Annotated in this window: 7 protein-coding genes; 6 read left to right on the forward strand and 1 reads right to left on the reverse strand. The window is 40.6% G+C overall.

Features of this window, described 5'->3' with window-relative positions; translation table 11 throughout:
• The coding region (locus AB4484_RS20805) for a BspA family leucine-rich repeat surface protein (RefSeq protein ID WP_372080175.1) at positions 1–362 on the forward strand (362 nt) is incomplete at its 5' end.
• 607 nt (positions 363–969) lie between these two features.
• A complete protein-coding gene (locus AB4484_RS20810) occupies positions 970–1269 on the forward strand; it encodes a hypothetical protein (protein ID WP_372080177.1) in 300 nt (99 codons plus the stop codon).
• 215 nt (positions 1270–1484) lie between these two features.
• Here AB4484_RS20810 and AB4484_RS20815 read toward each other — a convergent pair whose 3' ends face one another.
• Positions 1485–1808 (reverse strand): hypothetical protein, encoded by a 324-nt coding sequence (locus AB4484_RS20815; RefSeq protein WP_372080179.1) that lies wholly within the window; start codon positions 1806–1808, stop codon positions 1485–1487.
• A gap of 354 nt (positions 1809–2162) precedes the next feature.
• Between AB4484_RS20815 and AB4484_RS20820 the strand changes: the two genes are divergently transcribed.
• The 4 genes from AB4484_RS20820 (at position 2163) to AB4484_RS20835 (ending at position 4316) form a co-directional block, all read left to right on the forward strand.
• The gene (locus tag AB4484_RS20820; protein WP_372080181.1) at positions 2163–2471 is read left to right on the forward strand and encodes a hypothetical protein; all 309 of its coding nucleotides are present in this window, start codon (positions 2163–2165) and stop codon (positions 2469–2471) included.
• 42 nt (positions 2472–2513) lie between these two features.
• Positions 2514–2795, forward strand: coding sequence for a virulence factor (locus AB4484_RS20825; RefSeq protein WP_372080183.1), 282 nt, complete (start codon positions 2514–2516; stop codon positions 2793–2795).
• A 173-nt stretch (positions 2796–2968) separates the two neighbouring features.
• A complete protein-coding gene (locus AB4484_RS20830) occupies positions 2969–3097 on the forward strand; it encodes a YHYH domain-containing protein (RefSeq protein ID WP_372080185.1) in 129 nt (42 codons plus the stop codon).
• A gap of 292 nt (positions 3098–3389) precedes the next feature.
• Positions 3390–4316 carry a replication initiation protein gene (locus tag AB4484_RS20835; protein WP_372080187.1) on the forward strand — a complete coding sequence of 309 codons (927 nt, stop codon included), beginning with the start codon at positions 3390–3392 and terminating at the stop codon, positions 4314–4316.
• The last annotated feature ends 405 nt before the right edge of the window (positions 4317–4721 follow it).

The raw sequence follows: 4721 nt of genomic DNA on the forward strand, positions 1-4721 counted from the left end.
CTGATATGAGCAGCATGTTTTATAGAGCCAATCTTTTTAATGATGATATTTCTGGTTGGGATACTAGCTCCGTTACTGATATGAGCAGCATGTTTGCAAGTGCATCAACGTTTAATCAAAACATTTCTAATTGGGATACCAGCTCTGTTACTGATATGAGCTATATGTTTAATTATGCCAATTTAAATCAAGATATTTCTGATTGGGATACTAGCTCTGTTACTGATATGAGCTATATGTTTTCTGATAATATTCCTTTTAACCATGATTTATCTGCTTGGAATGTTAGCAGTGTGAATGCCTGGGAGTACTTTAATTATGGAGGGAAGCTTTCAGTGGATTTCATGCCTCGTTTTCGTTAAAGGTCCCTCCGTCACATGATGTTGTTCAGTTCTTTAAGCTCAAATATTCGAGCAAAAAGAAAAGTCTAATAGTCACTGGGCCTATCTTAACTCATCATAACTTCATTTAGTGCGAATCAGCGACAAATACGAAGAAAGGCAGCCCTAGGGCTGCCTTTTTCGTTTGCCCAGCGAAGCTGGCAAACCCGTCAGGTCGAAAGAAATCTGAATCACCCAGACTGAGGGGAAGATAATCCGAATCGCAAGGGCGTTGCTGGCCAACGGCAGGGTCTGAAGGAAGCGATAGGAAGTTAACAGTACACAACGCAAGTGAACCTGCTTCGGCAGTGTAGGTGGGTAAGCGTCCGAAATCTCGCGAAGCCCGATACTCAGTCAGACCTATGCTGTGCTTGAGGGTGGCATTGTTAATAGGGAGCCAGTGCAGTAACTGGGGAAGCCTGACACCACATCCGGATATACGCCGGAAGCATAAGCTCAAAGCGAAAGTTAGGGCTTATGTTGGTGCGAGGTGGCAGATGAACCCTATTTAACGTAACGTCACTTAATCTGCACCTAGGTTTAGACACACACAAAGATTGTAACAACACACTTGAGCAAGGAGTTTTTAATGGAATCGGTAAAAAAAGTAGAGTTGATAGAAAAGGTTCTTTTTACTTTAAATAAAAACAAAACAAGAGCTACTTATGAGTCTGTTGCTCGTCTCTTAGGATTAGCTCCTTACGGTGTATCTAAATATCTTGGGCATAAACGCCCGCATGCGTCTTGGGTTGTATCTAAATCTAATAAGCTTCCAACCGGTTATGTTCAGAGTCAGTACCACCCAGATTTATTCTTAAATGATACCGTAATAGGTTCTGTTGACGAATTGAACAAATTGTTAGAGAAAGATCAACGAGATTTAACGTAATTTCACTTAGTGCGCACCCAGATTCAGACGCAAGAACGGCTCCCGATTGGAAGCCGTTCTTCGTTGTGGTGGTGCGTTTCATATGGCGGAGGGCTATCATAATAGGGATGATAAATACCGAAATTTAGCCGTCAAAATGAAGCTCACAGCCATTGTTTGATTTTTGTCATACCTAGGCTGATTTTTGCTTTTGGTCGTTGTGGTAGTTTAGGGGGTTATTTCATCTTCATATCAAAATATGGAAAATTTTTCCTCACCCAAAGCACTTGCTCATTCATTCTTTGTAAAGAGATGCCTTTTAATAGTTTAACTATCACTTGATTGCCTTTAATGAATACAATGTAACCTTGTAAAAGGTCTTTCTCTCCGTTTGGATAATAAATTTCTCCCCCAACGCTAGCACCTATGTTGTATTGAGGTACTCCTTTAGCTTCTACGATAATCGCATTCTCCGATATTACGATTACATCTCTTTCCCCGCTTTTTGCCACGACCTTGGGCTTAGCCTCGGTCGGAAATTGCATTCTAAAATACTGCATATCCAATTCTCTCTCACAAGTCATAAATATTATGATGATATAATCATAATAGGTTTTTGAATCGAATTATTGGTGTTGATTACGCTCAATGTTGGCGGGAAAAAGTAATGTAACGTCACTTAATTTGCACCCATATTCAGACACAAGAACGGCTCCCAATCGGGAGCCGTTCTTCGTTGTAGGGAGAGGCAATTGAATATACATGGTCGCCCCAATTTGCCAAGTACTCACTCTCTAAAAATCAAACGGGTTAAGATTGCAGTCATACATCAGGACTTGGCCCTCCGCCACACATACTTTATTTATCGATATCATTTTGTTATCATTTCTTAATGATAACCAAAAGGATGATGTATGCCAGGTTCTAAATGCCCACAGTGTAAAAACTTAACTGTATTCAAAGGAGATTGTAGTCGATGTGGTTATACAACTGATAATCGACCCTGGGTGGAAATTATCAGTATTGGCGAGGAGCGTTCGGGAAGGCTTATGGTGGATATTGTCGTCGCCCACAAAACATTCCCTAAACCGTTGCGGATGTTTGTAGATACTCGTAAAGCTGATGATATGGGCATAAAAGCTCTTATTGTTGAAGAGTGCAGCAAGTTGCTCGCAACGTATTTTGAAGTGAATATTGATAGTAATTTACAGGATGTTAATTAGTTGGGTGATATTATTTGCATAGTTTTTGTTTAAGGGGGATATATGTACGCAATTAGTTTTGATTTGAGTGTTGCATCACTAGAGGAGCACTATACAGGGAATAGCTACCAAAATGCCTATGGGGATATCAAAAAGTTTCTCGCCGGTCATGGCTTTACTCGCCAGCAAGGTAGTGTTTATTTTGGTGATGAAAATGTCGATGCGGTAAAAACCGTGATGGCAGTTAATGGAATGAGCCGAGAATTTGCTTGGTTGCGAGAGTGTGTGTCCGACATTCGAATGCTGAGAATTGAAGAAAATAACGACTTAACACCAGCTTTGTAGAAATAAGGATTTAAAGTGAGAACGTGTCCAAACTGTGGTTCAAGTAATATAAGTAAAGAAAAATGGCATGATGTTGTGCCAAATGCTTTTCAGGTTGGAGGGCAAGCTGCCCATGGACAAACTGGAGATCTTATTTGTAACGATTGTAAGTTTTCCTTTGAAAAGGAAGATAAATGAAAAAATTACTTGTAGCTTGCTTGTTTATTGCTGTTTCTGGTGTTGCTTCTGCTCATTCGGGAGGTACAGATGCAAATGGTTGTCACGCAGGTTCGAAACCATATCATTGTCACAATAAAAAATAATTTTTATTTAACGTAACGCCACTTAGTGCGAAGTACAGTGTTTCGGTAGGATAATGATTATCTAAAGGTCGCTATAGCGGCCTTTTTTGTGTCTGATAGCAAGAAGCTCTAAAGGGGAAATTGCGAAGCAAGGTATTGAGGAGTAAGATAAACGCCAGATAAAACAAAGCCCTGAATCTCATTTTCAAACTTGGCGGAATGAGTGAGAAGTCAGGGCTGAATTTCTAAGGTTATTTTAACACATGGGTAGACAAACACAATCCACACATAACCGCCATAAGCGCAGTTATGTGTGAAAGCTAAACGTTCAGACGCTTTTCAATTCGATCTAATCGATACACTTCCTTATAAGCCGTATTGCACCGATGAACTCGGTGTCACTTACATACGCCCCAAAAACACAGCGATCAAGAAGAAGTATCTGCAAGTAAACCAACCTAAGTTGGTCACTTATCTAATCTTTGATATTGACCGACAAGGCGCTGTTCTAGCTTGGTACGACAACGGTCTACCACCGCCATATTGGTCTTCTAAGACTTCAGATAACGCATACGCTCATCTTAGTTACCGTTTGAAAGTGTCAGTATGTACTTCTGACATGGCTCACCTTGAGCCGATGAAGTACCTAGCAGCCATTGAGTCAGCCATGACGGAGAAGTTACAAGCTGATAGAGGTTTTGCAGGGCTATTAACTAAAAACCCGTTACATAGTCACTGGCAAACTGAATTTTGGACAGAGCACGAATACACGCTAGATGAACTTGCGGATTATCTCGATTTAAAAGGTCATCCAAAGAAAGGAATTGAATCTTCTGGCTTAGGTCGTAATTGTGAGCTATTTGAATCAGCAAGCAAATGGGCATACAGAGCAATTAGAAAGTATTGGGCACCAAGTTATAAGCAAATGTGGAATGATGCCGTGTACGACCACGTAGAATCCCTTAATACTCAATTTAAAGTACCTTTGCCAGTGTCAGAGGTGAAAGCAATAGCTAAGTCAATCGCTAACTGGACGTACAAGCATTTCACACCTCAAGCTTTTAGAGCAAGCCAAGCAAGGAAAGGGGCTAAGGGCGGTAAAGCAGGTACTAGAGTCGACAAAGCAAAAGCAGGTTCAATTTCTAAAGGTGGCGGTCGTCCTAGCTTAAATGAACCTTGGCTTGAACTAGGTATCAGTCGAAGAACTTATTTCCGTTGGAAGTCATCTGGAAAAACATAAGATGTGGCACTAAACAACAAGCCTTATCAGATAACAGCCCTTTTTAGGGTTGTTTTGCTTTGTCGTCTTTGATGCTCATTTTCATGAATCCTATGCTCTTACATTTCTCGATTGAGACCACGTTATATTATAGGAGGTTGAGATTACGCTAAAAGAGATTCCTATCTTTTGCTGTTTAATCTACACCGCTCGGCGCAGTGTGTGAGTAAGCGAAGCGTCCGAACACCGAGCAAGCGGAATACACTCGATCTTAAGCTGTGGCACTGCCACTCTATAATTCAAATTTTCTTAATGTTTACCTGTAACTCTTTCGTGTAACTACTTCCTGTAACGATAGTTACAAGTACAGGTTACAGGTAAGAGTTACACGAAAAGAAAAAATAAAAGCAAAGAAAAGAGCAGCTT

It is taken from the genome of Vibrio sp. 10N.261.46.A3 (genome assembly GCF_041472995.1).
GTDB classification, from domain to species: Bacteria; Pseudomonadota; Gammaproteobacteria; order Enterobacterales; family Vibrionaceae; genus Vibrio; species Vibrio coralliirubri.

Excerpts from the sequence above, each read along its gene's own strand:
- AB4484_RS20810 (WP_372080177.1), top strand. The coding sequence starts at position 970 with ATGGAATCGGTAAAAAAAGTAGAGTTGATAGAAAAGGTTCTTTTTACT.
- AB4484_RS20815 (WP_372080179.1), bottom strand. The coding sequence starts at position 1,808 with ATGCAGTATTTTAGAATGCAATTTCCGACCGAGGCTAAGCCCAAGGTC.
- AB4484_RS20820 (WP_372080181.1), top strand. The coding sequence starts at position 2,163 with ATGCCAGGTTCTAAATGCCCACAGTGTAAAAACTTAACTGTATTCAAA.
- AB4484_RS20825 (WP_372080183.1), top strand. The coding sequence starts at position 2,514 with ATGTACGCAATTAGTTTTGATTTGAGTGTTGCATCACTAGAGGAGCAC.
- AB4484_RS20830 (WP_372080185.1), top strand. The coding sequence starts at position 2,969 with ATGAAAAAATTACTTGTAGCTTGCTTGTTTATTGCTGTTTCTGGTGTT.